At 43.1% G+C, this 25,920-nt stretch carries 21 protein-coding genes; 8 read left to right on the forward strand and 13 right to left on the reverse strand.

Annotated features, from left to right (window positions below; all coding sequences use genetic code 11):
- Positions 1 to 2: 2 nt before the first annotated feature.
- A complete protein-coding gene (locus tag DN752_RS21655) occupies positions 3 to 1,211 on the reverse strand; it encodes an acyl-CoA dehydrogenase family protein (RefSeq protein ID WP_112785917.1) in 1,209 nt (402 codons plus the stop codon).
- 126 nt (positions 1,212 to 1,337) lie between these two features.
- Between DN752_RS21655 and DN752_RS21660 the strand changes: the two genes are divergently transcribed.
- From DN752_RS21660 to ppk1, 5 genes are all read left to right on the forward strand, one after another.
- A complete protein-coding gene (locus DN752_RS21660; protein ID WP_112785918.1) occupies positions 1,338 to 2,306 on the forward strand; it encodes a tryptophan 2,3-dioxygenase family protein in 969 nt (322 codons plus the stop codon).
- 92 nt (positions 2,307 to 2,398) lie between these two features.
- Positions 2,399 to 3,979 carry an NAD(P)/FAD-dependent oxidoreductase gene (locus DN752_RS21665; RefSeq protein ID WP_112786652.1) on the forward strand — a complete coding sequence of 527 codons (1,581 nt, stop codon included), beginning with the start codon at positions 2,399 to 2,401 and terminating at the stop codon, positions 3,977 to 3,979.
- Positions 3,980 to 3,986: 7 nt separating this feature from the next.
- The gene (locus DN752_RS21670; RefSeq protein ID WP_245949355.1) at positions 3,987 to 4,352 is read left to right on the forward strand and encodes a CoA-binding protein; all 366 of its coding nucleotides are present in this window, start codon (positions 3,987 to 3,989) and stop codon (positions 4,350 to 4,352) included.
- 138 nt (positions 4,353 to 4,490) lie between these two features.
- Complete coding sequence (gene gyrB, locus DN752_RS21675) at positions 4,491 to 6,449, forward strand: DNA topoisomerase (ATP-hydrolyzing) subunit B (protein WP_112785920.1); 1,959 nt, start codon at positions 4,491 to 4,493, stop codon at positions 6,447 to 6,449.
- Between the two features lie 182 nt (positions 6,450 to 6,631).
- Positions 6,632 to 8,767 (forward strand): polyphosphate kinase 1, encoded by a 2,136-nt coding sequence (ppk1, locus tag DN752_RS21680; protein ID WP_112786653.1) that lies wholly within the window; start codon positions 6,632 to 6,634, stop codon positions 8,765 to 8,767.
- A 31-nt stretch (positions 8,768 to 8,798) separates the two neighbouring features.
- On the opposite strand, the gene DN752_RS21685 is transcribed toward ppk1, so the two are convergent.
- From DN752_RS21685 to DN752_RS21700, 4 genes are all read right to left on the reverse strand, one after another.
- Positions 8,799 to 9,686, reverse strand: a complete 888-nt coding sequence (locus tag DN752_RS21685) for a Ppx/GppA phosphatase family protein (protein ID WP_112785921.1) — start codon at positions 9,684 to 9,686, stop codon at positions 8,799 to 8,801.
- A gap of 415 nt (positions 9,687 to 10,101) precedes the next feature.
- Positions 10,102 to 11,082, reverse strand: coding sequence for a TerC family protein (locus tag DN752_RS21690; RefSeq protein ID WP_112785922.1), 981 nt, complete (start codon positions 11,080 to 11,082; stop codon positions 10,102 to 10,104).
- A 154-nt stretch (positions 11,083 to 11,236) separates the two neighbouring features.
- A complete protein-coding gene (locus tag DN752_RS21695; protein WP_112785923.1) occupies positions 11,237 to 13,018 on the reverse strand; it encodes an SLC13 family permease in 1,782 nt (593 codons plus the stop codon).
- A gap of 3 nt (positions 13,019 to 13,021) precedes the next feature.
- A complete protein-coding gene (locus DN752_RS21700; protein WP_112785924.1) occupies positions 13,022 to 13,297 on the reverse strand; it encodes a DUF202 domain-containing protein in 276 nt (91 codons plus the stop codon).
- Positions 13,298 to 13,345: 48 nt separating this feature from the next.
- Between DN752_RS21700 and DN752_RS21705 the strand changes: the two genes are divergently transcribed.
- The gene (locus DN752_RS21705) at positions 13,346 to 14,260 is read left to right on the forward strand and encodes a DUF3078 domain-containing protein (protein ID WP_112785925.1); all 915 of its coding nucleotides are present in this window, start codon (positions 13,346 to 13,348) and stop codon (positions 14,258 to 14,260) included.
- 475 nt (positions 14,261 to 14,735) lie between these two features.
- Here the strand turns inward: DN752_RS21705 and DN752_RS21710 are convergent, their stop codons facing one another.
- From DN752_RS21710 to DN752_RS21745, 8 genes are all read right to left on the reverse strand, one after another.
- Positions 14,736 to 15,635, reverse strand: a complete 900-nt coding sequence (locus DN752_RS21710) for a patatin-like phospholipase family protein (RefSeq protein ID WP_112785926.1) — start codon at positions 15,633 to 15,635, stop codon at positions 14,736 to 14,738.
- Positions 15,636 to 15,747: 112 nt separating this feature from the next.
- Positions 15,748 to 17,271 carry a DUF4301 family protein gene (locus DN752_RS21715; protein WP_112785927.1) on the reverse strand — a complete coding sequence of 508 codons (1,524 nt, stop codon included), beginning with the start codon at positions 17,269 to 17,271 and terminating at the stop codon, positions 15,748 to 15,750.
- 209 nt (positions 17,272 to 17,480) lie between these two features.
- Positions 17,481 to 18,344 (reverse strand): alpha/beta hydrolase, encoded by an 864-nt coding sequence (locus DN752_RS21720; RefSeq protein ID WP_112786654.1) that lies wholly within the window; start codon positions 18,342 to 18,344, stop codon positions 17,481 to 17,483.
- Positions 18,345 to 18,442: 98 nt separating this feature from the next.
- The gene (locus tag DN752_RS21725; RefSeq protein WP_112785928.1) at positions 18,443 to 19,306 is read right to left on the reverse strand and encodes a TlpA disulfide reductase family protein; all 864 of its coding nucleotides are present in this window, start codon (positions 19,304 to 19,306) and stop codon (positions 18,443 to 18,445) included.
- A gap of 148 nt (positions 19,307 to 19,454) precedes the next feature.
- Positions 19,455 to 20,327, reverse strand: coding sequence for a 5-oxoprolinase subunit C family protein (locus DN752_RS21730; RefSeq protein WP_112785929.1), 873 nt, complete (start codon positions 20,325 to 20,327; stop codon positions 19,455 to 19,457).
- A complete protein-coding gene (gene pxpB / locus DN752_RS21735) occupies positions 20,314 to 21,030 on the reverse strand; it encodes a 5-oxoprolinase subunit PxpB (RefSeq protein WP_112785930.1) in 717 nt (238 codons plus the stop codon). The genes DN752_RS21730 and pxpB overlap by 14 nt, the downstream gene beginning before the upstream one ends.
- A gap of 45 nt (positions 21,031 to 21,075) precedes the next feature.
- A complete protein-coding gene (pxpA, locus tag DN752_RS21740; RefSeq protein ID WP_112786655.1) occupies positions 21,076 to 21,792 on the reverse strand; it encodes a 5-oxoprolinase subunit PxpA in 717 nt (238 codons plus the stop codon).
- Positions 21,789 to 23,018 (reverse strand): Nramp family divalent metal transporter, encoded by a 1,230-nt coding sequence (locus tag DN752_RS21745; protein WP_112785931.1) that lies wholly within the window; start codon positions 23,016 to 23,018, stop codon positions 21,789 to 21,791. The genes pxpA and DN752_RS21745 overlap by 4 nt, the downstream gene beginning before the upstream one ends.
- A gap of 441 nt (positions 23,019 to 23,459) precedes the next feature.
- Here DN752_RS21745 and DN752_RS21750 point away from each other — a divergent pair, with 441 nt between their 5' ends.
- Positions 23,460 to 24,704: a DNA recombination protein RmuC gene (locus DN752_RS21750; RefSeq protein WP_112785932.1), complete on the forward strand. Its 1,245-nt coding sequence runs from the start codon at positions 23,460 to 23,462 to the stop codon at positions 24,702 to 24,704.
- 589 nt (positions 24,705 to 25,293) lie between these two features.
- Positions 25,294 to 25,863 (forward strand): DUF4136 domain-containing protein, encoded by a 570-nt coding sequence (locus tag DN752_RS21755; protein ID WP_112785933.1) that lies wholly within the window; start codon positions 25,294 to 25,296, stop codon positions 25,861 to 25,863.
- Positions 25,864 to 25,920 lie beyond the last annotated feature (57 nt).

Consider the following 25,920-nt stretch of genomic DNA (forward strand, 5'->3'; position numbering starts at 1 on the left):
TTTCATTTAAACGCCGGGATTCCCGTAATTTCATTTCCTAAGATCAACAAGTGAATGTCATGTGTGCCTTCATAGGTGATGACTGATTCGAGATTCATCATATGGCGCATGATTGGATATTCTCCTGTGATTCCCATGCCACCGTGGATTTGCCTCGCTTCGCGGGCAATGTTCAAAGCCATGGCCACATTGTTTCGTTTGGCCAGGGAGATTTGTGCTGAGCTGGCCTTTCCTTCGTTTTTTAATGTGCCCAATCTCCAAACCAATAGTTGTGCTTTTGTGATTTCTGTAAGCATTTCAGCCAGTTTTTTTTGTACCAACTGAAAGGAAGCGATGGGCTTATTGAACTGAATGCGTTCCAGCGCATATCTTTTGGCAGATTCATAGCAGTCCATGGCTGCACCGATGGCGCCCCATGAAATTCCATACCTGGCAGCGTCCAGACACATCAGTGGTGCGCTAAGACCTGATTTTCCCGGCAACAGGTTTTCTTTGGGAATCTTGACATTATCAAAAACCAACTCTCCAGTACAGCTCGCTCTTAATGACCATTTATGATGTGTTTCTGGAGTGGTAAATCCTTCCATGCCTCTTTCCACAATCAAGCCATGAATCCGCCCATTTGGGTCCTTGGCCCATACCACAGCAATGTCCGCTTCAGGAGCGTTTGAAATCCACATTTTTGCACCGTTGAGCAAATAGTGGTCTCCTTTGTCTTCAAAATGGGTTTTCATGCCGCCAGGATCGGAGCCATGGTCTGGTTCGGTGAGACCAAAGCACCCCAGCCATTCTCCTGATGCTAGTTTGGGCAAGTACTTTTTACGTTGTTCTTCTGTTCCCATGGAATAGATGGGGTACATGACGAGTGAGCCTTGGACCGAAACAGTGGACCGCATACCCGAATCGCCTCGCTCAATTTCTTGCATGATCAGTCCGTAGGAAATATCGTCCAAGCCACCGCCTCCATATTCAACGGGAATCTGAGGGCCTAAAGCACCTACTTCGCCAAACTTCGGTACTATTTCGGATGGGAAATGGGCGTTTTGGGACCAGTCTTCGATATAAGGGGATATTTCTTTTTTGACAAAGTCCCTCATGGACTGCCGGATCAGTAAATGTTCTTCTGTCAACAGGTCGTCGATGCCATAAAAGTCCACACCTTCAAAGAGATCTTTTTTCGCAGAAGTGTTTTGAGTTTGAAATGACGACATATAATTTTGGTTTATTGGGTTTTTAGACGGAATTTTGCACTTTATATTTTGGCAACTATTTCTCTAAAGCTTCTAAAAGATAGCCAAGAAGTTTGAAAAAAAGACAGCTAAGCTGCAAAATAATCCATGAGCAAGGAGCAACCACCTAAAGAGATCATCGAGAAAATTCAATTGTTACATGAAAAGTACAAAGCCTCTGGTCAGGATATGCTGTCTTACTTGGAGGGGCTATTGTATGCCGATTACCTTACTTACTGGGACTATATCAACCTCGACACGCTGCTGACTTTGCAGCAGCCAAAGACGTCTTTTAAGGACGAAAAAATCTTCATTATCTACCATCAGATCACGGAGCTTTACTTTAAGCTGATCATATGGGAGCTGGAGCAAATATGTGAGCAAGAAGACATGAACAAAGCTTTCTTAAAGCAGCGTTTGGAACGGATCATCATGTACTTTGATCAGTTGATTTCTTCTTTTTCGGTGATGTGGAAGGGAATGGAAAAGGAACAATTTCTGAAATTCAGGATGTCATTATTGCCATCAAGTGGGTTCCAGAGTGCCCAGTACAGGATCATTGAAATCATGGCCACCGAGATCCAGTACCTGGTGAATCTCCAGGAAAGGGAGGATTACAGTGATATTAACCTCACCAACGTGGACAGTCTTTTTGATATTCTTTATTGGCAGTTTGGGGCCAAAGAGCTGGCGACGGGTGAGAAAACCCTTACCTTGAAGACATTCGAAGAAAAATACGGGAAGCAGCTTAAGGAACTCATTCTAAAATATAGAAAGAAAAACTTATGGAAGATCTATCAGCACTGTCCTGAGATCGACGATGAGCTGACCGATTTGATGAGGACATTAGACCTTAAGGCAAATGTCTATTGGCCACTGGCACATTATAAATCTGCGGTGAGGTACCTTCACAAGGCCCCCGAGGATATTGCTGCTACAGGAGGGACCAACTGGCAGAAGTACCTTCCACCCCGCTTTCAGAAAGTTGTTTTTTATCCGGAATTATGGTCAGAAAAGGAAATCCAAGAGTGGGGAAAAGGATGGGTGGTCAAGGAGGTCTTTGGCCAAGATGAATAAAAAATGGTCCATTGACGGGTAAGTTGTCGGCCGGTTCAGTTGGGCTTTAGCCCTTGGTGCCATTAATGTTAAAAAGGAGAAAGTCTCACATCATGAAAAAGGAAATACAGCTTAGGCTTAATCCAGAAGTGGCTTTTGACGAGAAGCAGTTCGTAGAAGCAGTTTGTCGTGCAGAGGGACTCAGTCAAGCAGCGGATCGTATAGAGGTCAGGACATTGAAACGCTCCATAGATGCAAGGGGGCGAAAGGTGAAAGTCAATGTTTCTGCGGAAATCTATATCAATGAAACACCCCCTTCGCGAATTACAGCAACCAAAGACTACCCAAACGTACATCATGCCGATCCAGTCATTATCGTTGGAGCTGGTCCGGCAGGGCTTTTTGCGGCTTTGCGGGTCATAGAGTTGGGAGGCAAACCCATTGTCTTGGAGAGAGGTAAGGATGTAAGGACGAGACGGAGGGACTTGGCTGCGATTAATAAAGACCATGTCGTCAATCCAGAATCTAATTACTGCTTTGGTGAAGGAGGGGCAGGCACCTATTCGGATGGAAAACTATATACCCGATCAAAGAAGCGAGGGGATGTTCGCAGAATACTGGAAATAATGGTCGCCCATGGAGCCAGAGAAGAGATTTTGGTAGATGCACATCCGCATATTGGCACCAATAAACTTCCCCAATTGGTAAGTGATTTACGTGAAAGTATTTTGAGAGCAGGTGGAGAGATCCATTTCGATACCAAGGTGGTGGATTTTATAGTGAGCGATGGCCAGATGAAAGGTGTGGTAATAGGAGAAGGGGAAAAGATCACTGGCCTCGGGGTGATTTTGGCAACCGGGCACTCTGCACGAGATATATTTCAATTGCTCCACAAAAAGGCCATTCTTGTGGAGGCCAAACCATTCGCACTAGGGGTTAGGGTAGAGCATGACCAACAGTTAATAGACCAGATCCAATACCATTGTTCGGGAGAAAGGGGAGCCTACTTGCCTGCTTCTTCCTATGCACTGGTGCAGCAAACGGATTTTGATGGAAAACAACGCGGTGTCTTTTCTTTTTGCATGTGTCCTGGCGGATTTATCGTTCCTGCTGCCACATCACCAGGCGAATTGGTGGTGAATGGGATGAGTCCAAGCAGGCGGGACAGTAAGTATGCCAATTCAGGAATTGTATCAGCAGTCGAGTTGGAGGATATTCCTTTGGAATACCAGCAATATGGGCCTTTGTCAGCGATGATGTTCCAGGCTGATATTGAGCAGGCCGCTTGGAAGGCTGCAGGAGCCACACAAGTCGCTCCCGCTCAGCGCCTGGAGGACTTTGTGAATGGGAAAGATAGCCAGTCGCTCTTGGATACTTCTTATCAACCGGGGCTCACAGCGGTAAACATGACCAAGGAAGTTTTGCCGGATTTTATTGCTTCAAGGTTAAGGCAAGCGTTTAAAGGGTTCGGGAGGAAGATGAAGGGGTACTTGACCAATGATGCCCAGATAATAGGGGTGGAGAGCAGGACATCCTCGCCTGTAAGAATTCCTCGTGACAGGGAATCTTTTGAACATACTGAGATAAATAGGTGTTTTCCCTGTGGGGAGGGTGCTGGCTATGCAGGTGGCATTGTTTCTGCTGCAATGGATGGAGAGCGATGTGCAGAAAAACTAATGGAAAAATATGGCTGATAAACCAATGAAAAAGACCGTAATCATAGGGGCGACGAATAAGTCCGGTAGGTATGCTTTTATGGCAGCAAAGATGCTGGCTGAGCATGGTCACACTTTTGTTCCCCTGAGTATCCATGATGGCGAAGTATTGGGCGAAAAAATCCTCGATCTCAAAAGTAAACCTGCTATTCCTGATGTGCATACCGTAACAATGTATGTCAACCCCGCCCACCAAGAGGAATGGGAAGATTATTTGGTTTCGTTGGGGCCAGAGAGGGTGATTTTTAATCCTGGATCTGAAAACCAATCATTTATAGACCGGTTGGAGAAGGCAGGAATCGAGGCCGTAGAGGCTTGTACTTTGGTAATGTTAAGAACAGGGCAATTTTAGCTTGATTCCCCGAACAATGAAGGGTGATTTTTTGGGCTTTTCTCGCTGTTTTGTGCCAAAAATGTCGTATTATTAGAGGCTGAAACAGAAATTGAAGTAAGGGGATTTAATCCTCTTTATTCTTTTATAAATCCAATTATGAGTAAAGAACAAGCGTCGAATTTAGGAGATTATTCCGCAGGGAATATTCAGATTTTAGAAGGATTAGAAGCGGTAAGGAAAAGACCTGCCATGTATATTGGTGATGTGGGGGTAAAAGGCCTCCATCACCTTATTTGGGAAGTAGTCGATAACTCCATTGATGAGGCCCTTGCCGGGCATTGTGATACGATTAATGTCACGATACTAGAGGATAATTCTGTTCAAGTGGAGGATAATGGTCGGGGGATTCCGACAGACATGCACGAAAAAGAAAAGCGGTCTGCACTGGAAGTGGTCATGACCGTTCTCCACGCAGGAGGGAAGTTTGATAAGGACACTTATAAGGTTTCCGGTGGTCTGCACGGTGTGGGGGTTTCCTGTGTGAATGCTCTTTCTATCCACCTAAAGGCTACTGTTTATAGAAACGGCAAGGTATTCGAGCAGGAATATTCAAAAGGCATTCCACAAACCCAAGTGACGGAAGTTGGAGAAACGGATCAGAGAGGGACGGTCATTCACTTTGTGCCGGATGGAGAGATTTTTAATATCACGGAGTACAAATATGAAACCATAGCCAATAGACTTAGAGAAATGGCCTTCCTCAATGCAGGGATAAGGATATTCCTTAAGGATATGCGAGAACTGGATGAAGAAGGAAACCCTAAATCGGATGAGTTTTTCTCGGAAGGTGGTTTGGTAGAGTTTGTAGAATACCTGGATGAGACAAGAGAAAAAATCATCCAAGAGCCAATTTATATCGAAGCTGAGAAAAACGGCGTCCCTGTCCAAGTAGCCATGAGCTACAATTCTTCCTTTTCTGAGAATGTCGTTTCCTATGTCAATACCATCAACACTTACGAGGGAGGCTCGCACGTGTCTGGGTTTAGAAGGGCACTGACTCGTACGCTAAAGGGGTATGCTGACAAATCCGGAATGCTGGATAAGGTAAAGATCGACGTTTCTGGCGATGATTTCAGAGAGGGGCTTACCGCTGTAATCTCCGTCAAAGTGGCCGAGCCGCAGTTTGAAGGACAAACAAAGACCAAACTCGGAAACTCTGATGTGGTAAGCGCTGTGGACAATGCTGTGTCAGAAGTGCTCCAGTATTGGTTAGAAGAACACCCGAAAGAAGCCAAGGTCATTGTAGGTAAGGTCGTGCTGGCCGCTCAAGCTCGTCATGCTGCCAGAAAGGCACGTGAGATGGTGCAGAGAAAGAATGTGCTGGGTGGTGGAGGACTTCCAGGAAAATTGGCGGATTGTGCCAATACCAATCCTGAGGTCTGTGAGCTTTACCTAGTGGAAGGTGACTCCGCAGGTGGATCTGCTAAGCAAGGCCGGGACCGTGATTTTCAAGCGATTTTGCCACTTAAAGGTAAAATTCTGAACGTGGAGAAGGCGCATGAACATAAAATTTATGATAATGACGAAATAAAAAACATTCTTACCGCTTTGGGCGTTAAGTTTGGAACGGCTGAGGACGAGAAGGAGCTTGACCTTACGCATTTACGTTATCATAAAATCGTCATTATGACCGATGCCGATATTGATGGGTCTCACATTAGGACGTTGATTTTGACCCTTTTCTTTAGGTATATGAGGTCGTTGATCGAAAATGGCTATGTGTACATCGCCTTGCCTCCGTTATACTTGCTCAAAAAAGGCAAGGATGAACGTTATTGCTGGAGCGAGGACGAACGTGTCAAGCTTACCAAAGAAATGACGGGTGATGGCAAGTCGGACAATATTGGTATCCAGCGGTATAAGGGTCTGGGTGAAATGAATCCTGAGCAGTTATGGACCACTACCATGGATCCGCAAAGCCGTACTTTGAAACAAGTGACCATTGATTCTGCCGCAGAGGCCGATCATTTATTTAGCATGCTGATGGGCGATGAGGTAGCTCCTAGGAGGGAATTCATCGAGAAAAATGCAAAATATGCTAAAATTGACACCTGATTTGAAAGGTTAATATAAAATTAATTTTCAGGGGCTATATGCCCCTTTTTACTTATATTATTTTTGCATTTTTATCAGTATTTTTCCAGTGCCGGATATAGGTAAAATGCGATACTAAAACGGGAGGTTTTAATAAGCTTCGGTTACAGGGCATTGGTTTGGTTATAAAAGAGAAAGAAAATATGGAGCAGCATACTATGGAGACTTTAGAGAGAGATAGAATGGACGTTAAAATCCAAAGTAGTGATTTGATCAGTAGAGATTTGAGCTGGATCAAGTTTAACTACAGGGTGCTGGACCAGTCTCAGAAATTATCAAGGACGATTTTTGAAAAGCTCAAATTTTTGGCAATTACTGCTTCGAATTTAGATGAGTTTTTTATGATCAGGGTGGGATCTTTATATAACTATCTTGATTATGATAAGGAGCGAATCGACTATTCCGGTTTGAGGGAAGATCCGTTTAAGGCCAAATTAATGGATGATGCACAGGGTTTTCATTTTGCCCAACATGATCATTTTCAGCATGAAATCCTCCCCAAGACCAAGGAGTCGGGTTTTGAATTGAGCAATGTCAAAAATCTCGACACTGATGAACAGGAAATCATCAAGGAATACTTCTTTAAGGCAGTGTATCCCATGTTGACCCCGATGGTGTTTGATGGTTATCATACCTTTCCGATCCTGATGAACAAGCTTCTGATCTTTGGGGTAGTGACCATTAACCCAGGAGACAAGAAAGACAATAGGAAACTTTCCTTTGTGCAAATACCCTCCAACATACCACGTTTTTTTGAAATAGAACGTGAGGATGAGGTGGTCTATATCCCCATAGAGGAGGTGATCAGGGAGCACATTGTTTCCTTGTTTCGTAACGTGATCATCGAAAGTATAAATCTCTTCAGAATCATTCGTAATGGTGATTTTACCTTGGAGGAGACGGAAGACATGGATTCCAATTTCTTGGAGGAAGTGAAACGTAAACTGAACGAACGTAAAACAGGGCGAGTGGTACGTGTCGAAGTAGAGGAGGGGTATAGCAAATGGATGATGAATTTGCTGAAAGATCGTTGGAATATCCAGAATGATTCCATATTCAAGATAAAGAAGGAAAGCATGCTGGATTTTACCAGTTTTTGGCAGATCATAGGAAACAAGAGGTTCAAAGACCGAATTCCACAGCCTCCAATGCAGGTGCCACCTTTAAGTTATCCGCTTACCGGAAGTCAGGATGTCTTCCAGGTCTTGAAGCAAAAGGATGTGTTGCTACACCATCCTTATAATAGTATGGAGCCTATTTTAGACCTTATCTACAAGGCGGCAGAAGACCCTAATGTGATGGCCATTAAAATGACCATTTATAGGTTGGCAAAACATTCAAGGATCACACAGGCACTGTTGAAGGCTGTTGAAAACGGAAAGCACGTTTCGGTACTGTTTGAAGTTAAGGCCCGATTTGATGAGGAAAACAATATGCAGGAAGCCAAAAGGCTACAGAAGGCAGGTTGTTTTGTGATTTATGGAGTGAGTAATTTTAAGACGCATACCAAGTTATTACTTATCGTCAAAAAGGATGAAAATAAGGTGACTAGGTTCGTACACCTTGGTTCTGGCAACTATAATGAAGATACGTCAAAACTTTACACGGACCTGGGGCTACTTACTACCAACGAGGTTTTGGCCAATGATGTGTCTGAATTCTTTAATGTAATTACAGGTCATTCCATGCCCTCAAATTACAAAAACCTGATCACGGCTCCGCAGGGCATGCGTAAACAGCTTATCGAATTCACCGAACATGAGGCCGAGAATGCTAAAAGAGGGTTGCCTTGTGGGATTGTGATCAAAGTGAATAGTTTGGAAGACAGTGAGATTATCTATGCCCTTTATCGCGCCAGTCAGAGTGGTGTTTCCATCAAATTGATTGTGAGGGGTATTTGCTGTTTGAGACCTGGTAGGAAAGGCTTGAGCGAGAATATTGAAGTTTATTCCATTGTAGGGGACTTTTTAGAGCACAGTAGGATCTATCATTTTCACAATAATGGAGATTCTAGGACCTATGTAGGAAGTGCTGATATGATGGTCAGAAGCTTTGAGAAAAGGCTCGAGTCCCTTTTTCGGGTGCAAGATTCTTTCTTGGAGAAACAGTTGAAAAACATATTGGCTTATAACCTAAAGGATAATGTGAATGCATATATCATGCAGGAGGATGGGTCATATCTGGCAAAGTCACCAAAAGAAGGAGAGGCTGAGTTTAATATCCATAAGGAATTTTACAGGGTCACCCATGATATTGTGGACAATGTAAAATTGATCTAAGAAAAAGACCGGGTGAAAATCCGGTCTTTTTTTATAATGATAATTTGCTTTTGTTTTTTTCGTACAGCACATTCATCACGCCGTCTTTTAGCCCCACATCCGGGACAATCATCCTTTTTGCATTGGCTGCTTCCATGGCCGCAAGATAGATGAGAGCGGCAGGAATGATGACATCTGCCCGGTCTGGGTTAAGGTTAAGGATGTTTACCCGCTCTTCAAAGGTAAAGGAGGCAAGGTATGCTTGGATTTCCTTTATTTTATCAATGTCCAGGTATCGCTTGTTTTTTCTGGGAGCAGAGAGTTCAAAAATTTTGTTGATATTGCCACCTGTCCCGATACAGGTGATGTTGTGTTTTTTGTCTACATTTTGTTGGATAAAACCCTGCATTGCTCGCCATACTAATGGGGATTTTTTATGGTCAAGAGACCTGACAGAGCCGATTTTGAACGATTTGGAAGCAACTTTTTGATTGTTTTGATAGATGTTTAGCTCAGTGCTTCCTCCCCCTACATCGATGTGCAAATAAGGTTTATGGTCAATGTAATTCCGTAGGGCAATATTGATCAGGTCGGCTTCTTTGTTTCCATCGATGATTTGGATTTTCAAGCCGATTTTGTGCTTTACCTCTTGCGCTATTTGGCGTCCATTTTCAGCTTCTCTCATGGCGGAAGTTGCGCATACCATATAATCATCTACTTCATACAGATCGATGAGCAATTTATATGCTTTCATCAGTTTGATGAATTTTTCCCGGCTGCCTTCACTAATGGATTTACTGTGAAAGACATCTTTCCCAAGACGCAGTGGGAAGCGGACGTATTCTAGCTTTTTAAAATTAATTTGTTCGTTATAGTGCGTGATGTGGGTGATTTGGAGCCTAATGGCGTTAGACCCAATATCTACTGCTGCTAACTTCAAGATGCAATTAGGTTAGTGGTTTTGTTATTTGTATTGGACGATTACTTCTACGACAAAATTATAAAAAGTAAGGGAAAGTCATTTTCTTTTTTACAATCAACCACTATTTTTTACGTGAAGTAAACATATACCCCCTCCCTCATGCAAGTACCAAAACAATCAATGTTCCTCGGTCAAAGTCAATCAAAAACGGGGCTCTTAACCTCAGTTCGATTATAAAACCGTTTCCGTACCGCACGGGATATGCACTGCGAGCCTGTCTGATGCCAAGGCAGGCCTGTCTGGAGCCAAAGGCAGACAAGTTCGCAACGTTTTTAATACTTAAAATAAGTCGAGCTCAGGTTATAAGGCTTTATTAGTAAGCAAATAACCTAGCAAATAGTTGATTGGCTTTTTAATGGTATAGTTTCAGGTCTTAAGAGGCTTGTTTATGTGCTCTGTAACGAATAAGCGAAAGTGTGATACATATGGCCAATATAAAGCCCACCACGAGTAAGGACATAGTGCTAGGGAAATGATACAGAGGAGCGATGACCATTTTTATCCCGATAAAAACAAGTATAAATGCCAAGCCATGTTTGAGGTAATAAAACATATCAAATGCTCCTGCTAGAAGAAAATACAGGGCACGGAGACCGAGGATGGCAAATATGTTTGATGTATAGAGAATGACGGGGTCATTGGAAATAGCAAATATGGCTGGAATGGAATCCACGGCAAATAAGAGGTCGGTAAACTCTATCACTGCTACCACCACGAGCAACTGCGTAGCGAAACGTTTTCCGTTTATACGTGTGAAGAAACGGTCTCCGTGAAAATGAGGGTCTACTTTGAAAAGTTTGTGGATGAGTTGGGTGCCAATGGAATGGGAGTAATCACCAGTTTCTTCTTTTTCAGGCTGCCATGATTTCCATCCCGCATAAATAAGGAAGAGTCCAAATAGTGTCATAACCACATTGATCTTGAGGGTATGCCCAGCAATATGGATAGGAGGAAGGTAGCTAAGCTCTATCAGTGTGACACCAAAGAATATAAAAATGGCCCGCATAAAAATGGCTCCCAGGATGCCGTAAAAAAGCACTTTGTGCTGATAAGCATCTGGAACTTTAAAAAACCTAAATACCATGATGAACACAAAAAGGTTGTCTACGCTTAATGCTTTTTCGATCAGAAATGCCGTGTAATACTGGGAGGCTTTGTCAATCCCCATGTCCCAATAGATGTACAGTCCGAACAGCACACCAAGTCCAATCCACATAATGGACCACTTGAGGGCTTCTTTGATACTGACTTTATGCGACTTTTTATTGAAAATAAAAAGGTCTACCAATAGTAATGCGATAATGAGGATGCCAAAGACCAGTAAAGTGGTGCCTTCTTGTTGGATGTATTTCACAGCTGGATGTGTTTATTTTGCAAAAGTAGGTAATTTATATTGTTGGTTAAATTCGTTTTATGCTTGTCGTTATCGCCTGCCCCGATAGCTACCGGGAAGGTTTGAAACAGCAATAGATGTGCTAATGCATATTCATGGTTGAAGTATATTTTCCCTAAAAAGGGAAGAACATTGGGATGCAAATAGTAGCAATGATCCAATAAAGAATGTTTAACGGGGTACCCACCTTTACATAATCCATGAACTTGTAGTTTCCAGGTGTGTAGATCATCGTGTTGGTTTGATACCCCATTGGAGTCATAAAACTCAACGAAGCAGCAAATGTAACTGCCATTAAGTATGGGCGGTCACTGACCTCCATGGTATTGGCAATACTTATTGCTATGGGGGCTAGCAGAGCCGCCGTGGCATTGTTTGACATGACATTGGTCGAGAGGAAGGTGACCAAGAAAACAGCACTCATGATAGTTCTTGGGCCATAGCTACCCAACTGATCCACTAAGGTCGTGGCCAAAAGGCTGGCTGCACCGGTTTTTTCTAAGGCTGTGCCCATGGACAATATCCCAGCCAGCATAAAGAGGACTTTCCAGTCTATGGACCGGTAAGCTTCTTCAGAGCTGATGGATTTAAATAGGATTAAGAGGACTACGCCCAGAATTGCGGCAATGGGAATTGGTAGCCATTTAAGTGCCGCTACAGTGACTACTGCGACGACGATAAAGAGGGTAAAGGCGATTTTTTTCCAGACCATCCTTGGTGTAGCGTTCTCGGAAATGACAAGAAGATGGTCACTTCCCTTTAACTGATCGACCATTTCTTCATCGCCCCGTACCAATAGCACATCGCCGGCAGAGATCTTTGTGTTTTTTAATTTTGTATGTAGGATATCATTCCGGTGCCTTATGGCCAGCACGGTCAGCCCAGGATAAGTCCTTCTGAAATCAATGGACTTTACCGTGTTATTGATAAGGCTGGAGTTGGGAGGGACGACCATTTCATAGAGTTTGTGTCCTTGGGAGCGGAAGTCTTCATCTTTTAGTTTTAGGTCTATTTTGAGCTCTATCCCTTGGATATTGCGTATTTGCGTAAGGGTGTCTTTGTCACACCTCACCCGGATGGTGTCTTCTTCTCGGATGACGGTGTATTTATAGGCGTTGATCACCTCTCCGGTTTTACGGATGATTTGGATGGGATCCATGTTATAGTCTGTGAACAAGCGCGACATCTTTATGGATTTTCCGGTATCCTCAAATTTTTCCGTGACAAAGATTTCCGTGATATAGTCTCCCATGTCGAAAGTTTCGGAAATGTCACGGCTAGGCTGTCTTTTAGGAATGATCCATTGGCCAATAAGCACCATATAAGCAATGCCAGTGGCTAGAAAGACCAGTCCCATTCCACTCATTTCGAATATTCCAAAAGGCTCCACTCCATGGCTTTGTGCAATACCACTTACGAGAATGTTGGTGCTAGTGCCCAGCAAGGTACAGACGCCTCCCATAAGTGCCCCGAAGGAAAGCGGCATTAGTAACTTAGAGGGTGCGATACCAGTGTCCTTGGCGATTTTGAGCACAGCGGGCATCAGTAAGGCTACTACAGCGGTATCATTGATGAAAGCGGAAAGTACACCGGAAAAAACCATGAGGGCAAGCATGAATACAAATTCACTTTTCCTCCTCATCCGTAGGAACATAATATTGACCGTATTAAGGGATCCCGTCCTGAAAACAGCAGCACTGATGACAAACATGGCTCCTACAGTGATGGTAGCGGGATTGCTAAAGCCTGCCACGCCTTCTTCAAACGTAAGGATACCGGTCACCATGAACGATACCATTACCATTATCGAAACCGTATCAATCGACCATTTTTCAGTGAGAAACAAGACCATCGCTATCGCTACGATAGCGAGTACTGTGATGATTTCGGCTGTCATAGGTTACATTTTAGCATAGTGGCCCCGTTTGATTTTCCTTTTGATAGTGAAGAAATTAATAAATCCAACCACTAAAAATACGACACTAATTACAAAGGAAATATACCCAAGACCTTTTATATTTTCTAAGTCTTCTACCTTGACCAAGGCGGTGCCACTGACCAAAAAATAGAGACTCGTTCGGATATAGGAAAGTAATGTTCTGTCATTTGCTAGTTTTGTGCGCTGGCGAGCTAGATAATCTCTTACTATTAATTCATTTTCAGATTCTTTTTCCATAATTTTGGAGCGTATATTTATTTTAATATCATAATAAATCTATTAATAATGTTTTTTTCAAAGAAGAAATTTATCGCTGTTTTGTCATTCACCTCTTTGCTGGCAATGGGAGCCCATGCACAGGATCTAACGGACAGTGTTTCCCAAGTCGCCTCAGACACATCCTATTGGACTAAAGAGTTTTCTGCTGGCCTTAACTTTAACCAAGGGGCTTTCAGTAGTAACTGGTCTGCCGGTGGTGTGAACTCGGTGGCACTAGGAGCTATATTGAAAGGAAAAGCCAATTACGCCAAAGGAAAATGGAGCTGGGATAATCAAATGGAACTCTTGTACGGTGTGGTCAAGAATGAAGGAGAAGTTGGAAGAAAGTCCAATGATAGGATATTCTTGGATTCAAAAGTGGGTTATAGTGTTTCAGAACACTGGGACGCCTATTTCTCCGCAAACTTCCTTTCCCAGTTTGCCAATGGGTATAATTACGATGAAGACCCTAGGACATTGATTTCCGGATTTTTGTCTCCAGCATACCTGACGACTTCTCTTGGTTTTGAGTATAAGCCAAATGATGACTTTGTGTTGAGAATAGGGCCCTTGTCTCCAAGATGGACTTTTGTGAATGACTTATCCATTGCTGACAATGTAGAGGAAAATTACGGTGTGCCAATTGGTGAAACGGTAAGAACAGAGTGGTTGGCAATGCAGATTTTTGCCGAGTGGGACAAGGACATCAGTGAAAACTTCAATATTCTGTCCAGGTATCAGATGTATGCCAATTATGAAACATTGTCTTTTAAGGAAATTGACCACCGACTAGATGTAACCCTTACTGCAAAAATCACAGAAATCATCAGCGTGACATTTACGAGCATTAACCTATACGATTATGATCAGGATCCAGGTATCCAATATAGCCAAGGTTTGTCCTTAGGACTACTGTACAAAGTGAGCAACAAAAAAGAGTAGATAACATTCCTTTTTAGATAAATATTTTGTTTGTTGCAAGAATTTATTATTTTTGTTTAACTGTGGTAGTTAAATAATAGTTGGTTTAGTTTTCAAAGTAAAGAGCAGGGGACATTTCCCTGCTTTTTTCTTTATTATAACGGTTTAGCAAAATATTCAAATTAGATAACATTTTTGACCTCAAATTTCAAGGAACTAGCAATTTCCTTTTTGGGGTAATATTCGGTACACTTTTTTAAATTTATTTTCCCTGTAGATTATTTTCATTAATGCTCCAAAAGCATGGCTTGGGCCGGTTTCGTTCTGACGGGTGCTCGACAGGTTTACTTGGTTTTTCCAGTTTTGGAGCAGACAACAAGACATCGAAACAACAGTAACCTGATCTGCCGTGGGACACTCACGCCTGGTTCCATTAGCTGCCGACTTGAGCCTTATTCAATCCGGAATATGCATAAACTGGGTTCAAGATCCATTCTTAACCAAAGCTCTTACAAATTGGAGAGGTGTTTTTGGCAAAATCATAGCCTTCTTGCCACCAAGTTCTCATTTGGTTGGGGTCAAAGATCAGTGAGTTTTCTGTGAGGACTTTTGGAGGATAGTAAAAATTCAACTTGACCTGTTTTTGGGAGCCTTGGAGCTTTCCGATTGTGATGTCGTCGTTGGATATTTGATTGAGCATAAAGTCAAAAGTCCTAGTGGTAAGTTCTAAGGCGTTTTTTACTGGGTTTTTTGGAGAGGTAGGTTTATTGGTTTTGAGGACGATAATGTCGATTTCTTTTGCTCCTCTTCTGATGGATTCCGATATGGGAATAAGGTCCGCCATTCCGCCATCTGCATACTCCATATTGTTTTTTTCTACTAGGCTCATGAAGGGTACCATATTGGCAGAAGCCCAGATCCAGTCACAGAAATCATGATAGGCACATTCTTTCAAGGACTTATATTCAACTTGATTAGTGCTTAAATTGGACACAGTAATGACCACTTCAGCACTGTTGGCTTTCATTTTTTGGAAGTCATTTTTGCTAATGCTCTTTGCGATGAGTTTGCGTAAGTTGCTGGTGTCACCAAATGTTTTCTTTTGCTGCACAAACATTTTGATGATTCCCCAGTGGTTGATTCGACTTCTAAAGGTGCCGTCTTCTTTGGTGATGATGAACGGGCAGATCTTAAAGATGTCTTTTTGCGTAACAGTGGTATAAACGTTTTTGATTTTCTCTATATGATCGATAGATAGGTGGGGAATAAGGAGGCTGCCCGTGGAGGTGCCTACGAACAAGTCATATTCCAATTTACATTCTCTTAATAAAAATTCAGCTATACCGCCGGCATAAGCGCCTTTGCTGCCTCCTCCTGAAATTACCAATGCACGCATAAAAAAGGTTGATTGATTTATAAACGAATGTACTTGTCCAAGCACTGGAGAGATTTCCGGTAGGTTGGACAAGTACTGGTTATAAATTTACTGTTTTGCTGCGAAAAGCCAACTATGAAGATTGATGTTGTTCTCTTAATAGGTCATTGATGGTTTTTACGGGATTAAAAGTGGCAAGAGGGACTTCTACGAAGATAGAGTTCCAGTCAGCCATAGATCCGTTCCACAATCCCGGCAACTCTTGGGCTTTCAGGTCTTTTCCGTTTTTGGATTTTTGGGTAATAAAACCTGTTTCTGGGTCACGATACTGTAGCAGGTCAAATTTATTTCCTTCGTAATCTTTTACTCCACACACCAAGTCTGTAGGGTTAAAGTGTGATGAGCTTCGGAATATTTTGGTGGTTTTGCTGTCATTGAGATCCAGTTGGGCCGTTTCGCCAATTTGTAGGGAGAATGAGCCGTCTTTATCCTTTACCCAGAATGGCCCTCCGCCCGGTTCGCCAGTGTTTTCCACCATTCCACAGACACGAAGTGGGCGGTTGAGTTTGGTTTTAAGGAAGTCGATTTTTTCGCTATCAAGCAATTTGTTGAATTGAGGGGATAGCCTAAGGCCAAGGTCGTTTTCCAAAAATGCCTCTGCGGTATTGATGACTTCTTTATTTGGGTCTTTGTGTAGCTTCCTCAACAGTCCAAAAAGTTTCTCCTGCGTTTCAAGCAAGATAGAGGCAATTACTATTTTAAACTTCTTGGTAGTTTCTTTGAGGTGGTCGGGGACTACGTTATCGATGTTTTTGATGAAAATTAGATCAGCATCGATTTCATTTAAGTTCTCCAATAATGCTCCATGTCCAGCTGGCCTGAAGAGAATTTCTCCATTGTCCTCCATGAATGGAGTGTTGTCCATATTCACCGCAATGGTGTCTGTAGAGGGCTTTTGTTGAGAAAAAGTCACGTCAAAATTAACCCCGTATTTTTCAGTTAGTGTTTTCTTGAGTTCATTCACTTTAGCTTCAAACCGAACTTGGTGCTCAGGGGAGACGGTAAAGTGAAGCCTTACCGTATTGTTTTTTCCTAAGCCGTACTGTAAGCCTTCGATAAAATGCTCGTATACCGGCGTTCTACTTCCTTCCTCATAATTGTGAAATTTGAGTAGACCTTTTGGTAGCTTTCCATACCCAAGACCTTCGTCAGAGAGAAGGTAAGTGATGATGGTAGCATAATCTCCGCTGTCCAGAAGAACGTCTATGCTTTTGCCTTTCTCGGAGAGTTTTTCCTTCAAGTCTTTGTAAAAGGCAAATGAGCTTAGGTTGGAGATGAATGTTTTTACAAAGGGATTGGCCTCTAAGCTTTGATCCTCACTTTCCAGATAAGCAAAAAGATTCTTGAACATCCTTGTAGCGGCACCACTTGCAGGAACGAATTTCACCAGTTCTTTTTCTGCGGTCATAGAAGGGTAGCTCTCTTCATAGGCAGAAATCTGCTCCTCGGTGATTTCTTCTATCCCGTTTCCAATGGTGGCCGGCTCATCGATCGCTAAAAATGGGAATCCATTTTTGAAGCTGACTATTTGCGCTTCAATTTTCTCGGGGTCTCTCCCTTGCAGGGCGATTTTCTCTTTTACTGCTTCCTCAATCATTTTTGTACTAATTAAGATTAAAAACTATTAGTAAAATGGTAAATTTTATCTATAAATAGATTGTTTGCTGTGTTAGGGTAATAACGACTAGTGCTTTCAAAATTCTTATTTTTGTCAATTTTATATAAAAAAATGTATTTTAACTAATTTTTAATGCTTTTTATGCATAAATAGTTCGTTTTGATTCATTAGCGAAAATACAGGTTATTTTAGTATTGGTGAAAGGCTTGAGAAACGAACGTTAATACTAAAGGTAAAGATTTTCTCCAATAAGTCCAAGTGTGCCCGCCATCTCTTACCCTAAATTCATGCGGAATTTCTTGTTTTCTCATGGCAATATGGACGAGACTGTTTCCTTCATAGAGAAAATCATCGTCTCCACAGTCAATATACCATCTGACAGCTTTTTTATCCTGTTCAGAAACCTGTTCGATCAAGGATAGTGCATTATGGTTTTCGAAATAAGTTTGGATTTCTTGGTCAGTGAATTTCTCGGTGTCCATTCTTCTTTTCAATTCATCCAGAGAAAGCGGCCCCACGTAAGCGCTCAAGGGGGCTGAGGAAGAAAATAGTTCAGGATGACGCAGGGCATAGATCAAGCTTCCACCGCCGCCCATCGAAAGACCGGCCACAGCCCTGTACCTTTTTTCGGCCCTGATGCGGTAGTTGCCTTCGATGTAGGGCATAAATTCTTCAAAAAAGAAATCTTCATAGTTCCAGTTTCCATCTAGTTGGTTAAAATACCCTCGGCGTCCGCTATCAGCATCGGGCATGACGATAATCATTGGAGTAGCGGTGCCTTCTTTGATGGCCTTGTCAGTGATATGGAGCACTTCTCCAAATTGTACCCAGCCCGTCTGGTCATCACCTGCACCATGGAGGAGGTAGAGTACTGGATAGCTCCTTTCAGAGGTCTCGTAATCCGGTGGAAGGTAGATGGCGTATTTCCTTTCACCCCCCAAGATGCTGCTTTCCAAGGTGAGTTCGTCAAACACTTTTCCCGTTTGCCCTTGGGCAAGGACAGGGAGCAACAACCATATCAAACTGAAGAAGAGGATAACATGTTTTTTCATTTGAAGCCTTTCCATTTTATTAAAGATAGTCTTTATCCTTAATAATTGCAGGATTATCCCCCCGATTTTGTGTTGCCGTAGCAATGTTCGGTGCACTTTTATTCTTGAAGTGCTTCTTCGACGCTAGTGATGGCCTCGTCCAGCTGTCCCATGAAAATGATCTTTCCGTCCTTATTTAAGACGACCACCGTGGGATAGACATAGATGCCGAAATCATCCATGATCTTTTGATCACCTTGCAAGACATTGAAATCATATCCTTTTTTTTGGATAGACTCAAATGACTGTCCGGGATGGTCACTGGCCATTGGTCTGTTGATCGCAAAAATGGCCACTTCAGGATGATCTCCGTATTGCTCATGGAAGCGCTGTAAGTCGGGAAATTTTTTCCAACATGGAGCACAGCCGATAAACCAAAAATCCAAAAGGACTACTTTTCCTTTCAGCTGTTCACTGTTTACTTCTTTGCCATTTTTATCCAATGCCGAAAATGGCACTGATCGGAGTGCTGAGACTTCCCCAGAAGTATTGCCGAATTCTATATAGTGTACCCAAGTGGAATAGATGTTTAGATTGAGCAAGAAGGGGAATAGCGCAATGAGAAAAGTGTAGAGATAACGCTTACGGAGGCCCGACGCGTACACCGCTGCAGCCAATACGCCAAGGACAAAACTGATGACGGTAGGAAGGACCTTGGTAGCAAACCGAAGGCTTGGCAGACTGATAAAGGCGAATAGCAATACCCCAAATAGTGAGATAAAAATGGTCCACTTAGAAGGTAGAAATTTAGCTAGCTGCTGAATGTACAGCGTGTCAATTACAAAAATCAGTATAAACCCCAGCAAAGCCCCAACACCCCAAAGACTATAGTCTCTGGATATGGATAGCAATTGGGCACTTAGGTAAAACGTGACTATAAAAAGCAATGTGGCGAGAAAAAAACTCAGAATACCTTTTTTCATGAATACAATTAAAGTAATGATGTTGGCTATTAAACGTGATTTTAACAAGCTAGTTCCGATCAACTGCCATTTTTAACCCGGTTTATGCACTATGAATCGTAATAGATAGGCTAATGCAAGCCTTGTCCACTAGACCGTGACGATCATACTACCATTCATTGATCAATATAAACCTGATTTTGTCTCCTTGTTTTTTTTGGGAGAGGCACGATATTCCCTGTTCGGTAAGCTGCAAAATACGCGGATATCCTCCGGTAACTTGGGCATCTTTCATCAATATCATCGTTTTGCCTCCTGGAGTGAGCTGGACAGTTCCTGGGTAGACAGGGGACGTTAGGATTTCCTGTAACTGGTTTTCAATCTTTTCTTCAAGCTGTATACCCATTCTGTTTTGCTTGGCGGATAGGTGAAAATCAGTTGAGAAGAGCTTTTCAAAAGAAGTGTCTCCCATTTCTGAAGCTTCTGGCCCTGGGTATACCTCAATCTTTTGGTCCTCGAAGAGGGCATCGTCCATAGCTACCTTGGCAAGGGCTCTGGGAGGTTGGGTGGTAGCGGCAGAAAAAGGCAAATGCATACCTTCCTGAAGGCGATCATGTGGAGTAATGCCAGCATACCAACTCCGGCTACCAAGGACTGAGGGCGTCTGAAATCCGCCATGCACACCAAGATACATCCTACAACCGGACTTTACAGGAGAAAGTTTCAGTCGATCGCCCTTGGCTATTTCGATGACATGATTAATTGGGACAGTCTGTTGGTTTACCTGAATGCTTGCTGGAGCGCCTGTAAGAACGGCCGTAGTGGGATGGTGGAAGAGAAATTCCCCGCCTATCATGGTCAGTTCCAGACAGGCTGCATTGGGTTCATTTCGTAATAAGTGGTTGGCGAGTTGGTAGGATTGCTGGTCCATCGCGCCGGCGGCAGGTATGCCCCAGTGTCCGTACCCCGTTCGGCCAAGATCTTGGACTGTTCCATAAAAACCAGCGTTGACCACTTCTAATTTTCCGTCAGGTGTTTTCATAGCGTATTTGATAGTTTTTCTCTGCTATTTGGGTCGATATTGTGTGAAAATCCTCTTTTGAAATGGCTTCAAATTTTATTTCGTCGCCAGGCTGTGGCTGCAATGGAGGGTCTTTTTTGATATTGAACAGCTGTACAGGTGTTTTTCCGATGACATTCCAGCCACCAGGACTGTCCATGGGGTAAATTCCAGTTTGTTTCCCGCCAATGGCCACAGCCCCCTTTTCAATCAACGGGTCAGGTTGCGTCTTCCTTGGGGCAAAAAGCCGCTCGTCCAGTCCTCCTAAGTACATAAACCCCGGCATAAAGCCATAAAAATAAAGTAAATAGGGATGTTTTTTATGGAGGTTGATGATTTGATCTGCTGATAAGCCGGTATGTTCCGCTACCATATTCAGGTCTTTGCCACTATACCATACTGGGATAAGCCATCGTTTTCCCGAGTGCTTGGAAGCTCCTTCTGCGCTGGTTTCGGCGATTTCCTCCAGTTTATTGATGATGTCGTTGAGCTGAAATGGGGCTTTGAACCTAAGACTTAGGCAGTGATAGCCCATTATGACGTCCAGCAAGTCTTCCTGCCACAGTTGCTGCACAGTTGCTTTCAGTGAGGTCATTTCCTTCAAGGTAGAAGGGGCGATCTTTGGGGGCCAATACAGTTCAAGTAAGGTGGGCGATATGTGCTTGTACTTAAATTGATGTGACATTGATCAGGATGTTTTAGGATCTGTTAAATGATTTCGTTAGCAGTTTTATGGCATCTTGACTGCTTGGTATATGGCCTTCGTCAAGGCCAATGCTTCAGGATGATCTCCGTGAACACATACGGTGTCGGCAATGATTGGGAATTGTTTGCCTGACAAGGTCTTTACTTTCTCATCATTGATCATTCTTTCCAAATGGCTAAGGACCTTGGCTGTTCCCTTAATGATGGCATGAGGAGCTTTTCTGGATACCAATGTCAGGTCATCAGTATAATTCCTGTCGGCAAAGACTTCATTCCACACTTGCAGGTTGTTTTCTTTGGCCAGTTGGCCTATTTTGGAGCCAAATGGTGCAAATAGGATGGTGTCAGGATAATTTTCCTTGATCAAGTCCACTAGCAATTGTGCCGTTTTAGTGTCTTTTGCTGCTTGGTTATAAAGTGCTCCATGAGGTTTGATGTGGTGAAGTGGAGCGTTTTGCTGTTTAAGGATTTTGTCGAACATTTGCAACTGTTCAAGGATACTGGCGCTAAGCTGCGAATGAGGAATGTCCATGGTCTCACGGCCAAAGTTCTTGCGGTCCGGGTACGAGGGATGAGCACCGATTTTTACGTGATGCTTCAGTGCCAAGTTAATGGTGGCTTGCATGGATGCTTTATCTCCGGCGTGTCCTCCGCAAGCGATATTACAGCTGGAGATGTATGGCATTACATCAGCATCTGTCTTCATTCCTTCACCCAGATCACAATTAATATCTATTTTCATAAATTCCAATTTTGGACTACATTCAAGATACTTTTGATACCTAAAATACAAGTGATGATCCAGATGCCCAAGCCCAATAGGTTAGCCCACCACGGATTGGTGTTTTTGCCCATCAATTGCCGCTTATTGACCATCCACAGTATAAAGGTACTTAAAACAGGCAACAATATCCCATTAGTTAGCTGTGCTATGCCTATCAACCGTACGGGGTGGATTCCCAAGGAGGAAAAAATAATACCTAGTAGCAAGATAATGCTGAAAGTCCACCGCATAGGTGAAGTAGTTAGGCCATTGTCCCATCCAAAACAGCCACATATGACCAACGCTCCAGCCAAGGGAGCGGTGATCGATGAAGTGATCCCCGCTGCAAAAAGCCCCAGCCCCAAAAAATACGGAGCAAAATCACCCAAGAGTGGTTTCAGGCTTTCGCTAAGATCTGTAATGACTTCTATTTTGTCGGCATTGCCCAACGCACCTGTTACCATGATCGCCATGGAGACCAAACCTCCTACCAATACAGCAAGGTAGGTATCCATCCTTACATACCTAAGGTCTGACGGAGCATGCCATTTTTTAGCCACCAAAGAGGAGTGGAGAAAGAGGTTGTAGGGCACGACCGTGGTGCCAATAAGCGCCAATATGGAAAAGGTGTTTTCAGAAGTGATCGATGGGATGAAACCGGTAATTAGTTCAGAAAATGGAGGTTTGCCTACTAATGCAGTGACCAAAAAGACCATGCTCATGAAAAGCACAACGCCTACCATAAATCGCTCGACAGTTTTATAATTCCCTCTCATCAGCAGTGCCCAAGCCAGCAGCCCTGTGAGTAGGGGGAAGGGTTGGAAGGCTATTCCAAATGGAAGAGGAGAGGTAGAAGGAATAAAGGCTTCCAGTCCCATTACGGCACCGGTGAGATTACCAGCTTCATAAGCCGCATTTCCCACCACAATGGACACTATGACTAAGCCGAGCGCCATCAACTTGGGCAATGGCTGCTTTATACTTGATCGAATGGCTTCAGGAAGGCCTTTTTGGGTGATCAGCCCAATTCTCGCAGCCATTTCCTGAAGCATGGCGGTGGCAATTATTGAAAGCAATAGTGCCCAAAGTAATTCATAGCCAAAGCGCACACCTGCCATGCTGCAGACTGTAACAGTTCCTGGTCCTATAAATGCTGCTGCTACCAGCGGTCCAGGTCCGATCTGCTTTATCCATTTATTTTTCAAAGGTCAATAGGATTTATAAAAGTGGTCAACTGTAGTGTTCTTTTCATACATAAATCAACTAATGGTGATATTCACCATTAATATATGCATGATTCTGTTGAATTGGGGAGTGGTGAGGAGAATTTTGCTGAAAGTAACCGACGTTCCTGATAAAAATCATCGGTAGACGGTAGTTAAACCCGGATTATGCATTAGGAATCGTAGTGAGAGCTGAAATTGCAAGAAAATCAGTTAGTTTGGAGGTATTAGCGTAGCACCGCTACGGTTATGCCGAAAACTAAAGTGAAACGGCTGATTTTGAAGCAGTTTCAGGTCGCAACAGATAGGCTAATGCATATTCCGGGTTAAATTATGTGTGACATTAACTGTCCCACTTTAGCCGATTGGGGATAGTTAATACCAGCTGCGTGATTTAATTTGCATAAAATAAAACAGTGAGATATGGAATGGATGGTAATAGCGCTGATTGGGGTGAATTTATTGTTGACCATTTTGGTGCTGATCAGGCACAGTAGGTCAAGGTCTGATCAAAAGGCAATCGAAGACCGCTTCAATGTCCTAAAAGAGGATTTTAGAAGCCAGATGGCAGAAAACAGAAAGGAAATGGGACAACATATCCATCAACAGTTTCAGTTGGTCATGGATATGATGAGAGAATCAAGCAAAGACCAGAATGATACACTGCGTGATTTTGGGAAGCTATTCAGGGAAAATGTCCGTGAGTTCAATGAACTGCAACGGGAAAAATTTTCCGAGCAGGAGCGGAGACAGGAGAAGATGCTATTATCCACTGAAGCGAGGCTGGACAAGATGCGGGAAACTGTGGACGAAAAACTCCAAAAAACCTTGGAGACCCGGCTAGGTCAGTCCTTTGAAGTAGTCAGCAAGCAGCTACAGGCTGTCCAAAAGGGGCTAGGGGAGATGCAGAGCCTGGCTACAGGTGTTGGGGACCTCAAGCGGGTGCTGACCAATGTCAAGAGCCGTGGGATTTTGGGAGAATACCAATTGCAGAGTATTTTGGAAAACATATTGGCACCTGATCAATATGTGAGCAACGCCGTGATGAAAAAGGGATCAGCAGAAAGGGTGGAGTTTGCAGTACATCTTCCTGGCAATAATGAGGAACCTGTTTTTTTACCGATAGACGCTAAGTTTCCCCAAGAAGCCTACCATCGGTTACTGGAAGCCTATGAGACGGGAGAAAAGGAGCAGATAGAAACAGCAAAGATTGGCCTTTACAGGGCCATCAAAAAGTCAGCACAAGATATCAGCCAGAAATATATCAATCCGCCTTATACCACTGATTTTGCGGTCATGTTTTTGCCGATGGAGAGCTTGTATGCTGAGGTTATCCGTGATGGCGGGCTTTCCCAGCAGCTACAGAGGGATTATAAGGTAGTGGTGACAGGCCCTACTACCCTGGCAGCCATGCTTAACAGCCTACAGATGGGCTTCAAAACCTTGGCCATCCAAAAACGCAGCAGTGAAGTATGGAGAGTACTTGGTGCAGTGAAAACAGAATTTGGTAAATTCGGTAATTTAATTGAAAAAGCCCAAAAGAAGCTTCATGAGGCCAATAGTGAACTGGATACGCTAGTCGGCACCCGAACCCGTGTGATCCAAAGGAAACTGAGGGATATCGAAGAGCTTCCGGAAAATGAAAAAGGAAAGCTATTGGATAATTGACCGCGGATTTTGTGGTATATATATAGCCTTCGACTCCGCTCAGGCTGACATCTCTTTACTAATAACCTGAGCTCGACTTATTTTAAGTATTAAAAGCGTCATAGCGAACCCTTTTTAGGAGGATGTGGGTTGGAAAAGGGTGTGGCAATCCCCAAATACTAAGACTGCCACGGCTTCCATCCCTTAAATCTCCCCCTAAGCCTCGCAGTGACGATTTTATAATCGAACTGAGGTTAGTGGGTGCTCACAGAAAGATCCGAAATCTCAGAAAAGCCTTGTTTCATTCAGGGTGTTCTGCGCGTACCGTGAGAAATAAAATCTACTGGCAAGAAAGCGTTTAACCCGGATTATGCATTAGGAATCGTAGTGAGAGCTGAAATTGCAAGAAAATCAGTTAGTTTGGAGGCATTAGCGTAGCACCGCTACGGTTATGCCGAAAACTAAAGTGAAACGACTGATTTTGAAGCAGTTTCAGGTCGCAACAGATAGGCTAATGCATATTCCGGGTTTAACCAAATTGTGGTATTATCATCCAGGCGTATGCAACTTTGTGAAAGGATGATCGTTTTTTTCTATAAAAGAAGAAACTATGAAATGGAGAATATGGCTAGGCCTACTGCTCTTGGTAGTCGCAGCAGTGGCTTGTAATCCGGTAAAAGTTTATTTGGAAAAAGACGAGGTCAAAGCAGATCGCAAGTATGATACCTTTGTCATTATCAATCAATATCAGGGTAAGGAAGCATGGAATTCCCCAATGTTGGACAAAAATCTCAGGGAAGGCCTAGCGAAAGGAATGGAGGAAAGAGGATACAAAGAAGATGCCCATCAACCTGATCTTATTTTGCGCTATAACACCTTGCTCAGTGAAGGGGAAAAGGAAGTGAGAGATACGGACTATTATGGAATGTCTCCTTATGGGATGTACAATCCTTATATGTACCGATCCCCTTACGGGATGCCTTATTGGCCAAGTAGTACTGAAATCGAGAAATATAATTTGGGTGAAGTAGTCATTGATTTTATAGACCCTATGGCGGATGAGGTGATCTTGCGGATCAGTGCAGTGGGAGAAGTGAATAATGTGAAGCAAAAATACAAAAACATAGATGCTTCAGTAAGTAAGATTCTCAATGAATTTTTCCGAAATATGCCTTCGTGATGGTCCAGCACGAAATTGTTGTTACTACGGTGCCTTGCCATTTCCTTTTGTGACGGA

The organism is Echinicola strongylocentroti (assembly GCF_003260975.1).
Lineage (GTDB): Bacteria > Bacteroidota > Bacteroidia > Cytophagales > Cyclobacteriaceae > Echinicola > Echinicola strongylocentroti.